General features: G+C 66.5%; 1 protein-coding gene. It reads right to left on the reverse strand.

Features of this window, described 5'->3' with window-relative positions; genetic code table 11:
- Positions 1-415, reverse strand: a 415-nt coding sequence (locus CKO31_RS26400) for a hypothetical protein (RefSeq protein ID WP_200243988.1), incomplete at its 3' end; no start/stop codon positions are given.
- Positions 416-550: the final 135 nt, after the last annotated feature.

The following is a 550-nucleotide window of genomic DNA, read 5'->3' on the forward strand; positions in this document are numbered from 1 at the left end:
CCTGCGCCGGTGCTGCGCGCGAGAGGCCTTGGGTTTTCAGCACCGTCTGCACGGTCTTGGACACGGCGATGGTCTGCGCCCACTCCGGCAGGATCTCCCGATACGCCAACACCCAATCGAAGGCGTCGAGGAAGCGCGCATAGCCCCGATCGGCCAATCGCCAGAAGGTCTCATCGAGATCCTCCGGCGCCGTGACGCCGTAGGCCTGCAGCGCCTCGCGCAGGCCGGCACGCGTCTCGTAGTCCCGTCCGATCAGCACGCGCAGGGGATCGACGCGGTGCTTGCCCGACATCGCGCGCAGATGCGCCCAAGCATCGGCGCTGAACACGCACGGCAGCCCGATACCGCTGAAATCGCCCCGGTCGTGATGGCAGATCAGATTTCGCGCCCACTGCACATGGGCATCGACGGCCATGTAGCGTGCCTTGGTGCGTTGGCACGGCGGCAGCAGAAACGCCACGTCCGTTTGTTGGCAACGGCTCAAGGCGCTGCTCGCCTGCTGCAGGAACGCCTGCCAAGGCGCGTGATCGCCCCAGTGCGCCTTCAATTG

This window comes from Thiohalocapsa halophila, assembly GCF_016583825.1.
GTDB classification, from domain to species: domain Bacteria; phylum Pseudomonadota; class Gammaproteobacteria; order Chromatiales; family Chromatiaceae; genus Thiohalocapsa; species Thiohalocapsa halophila.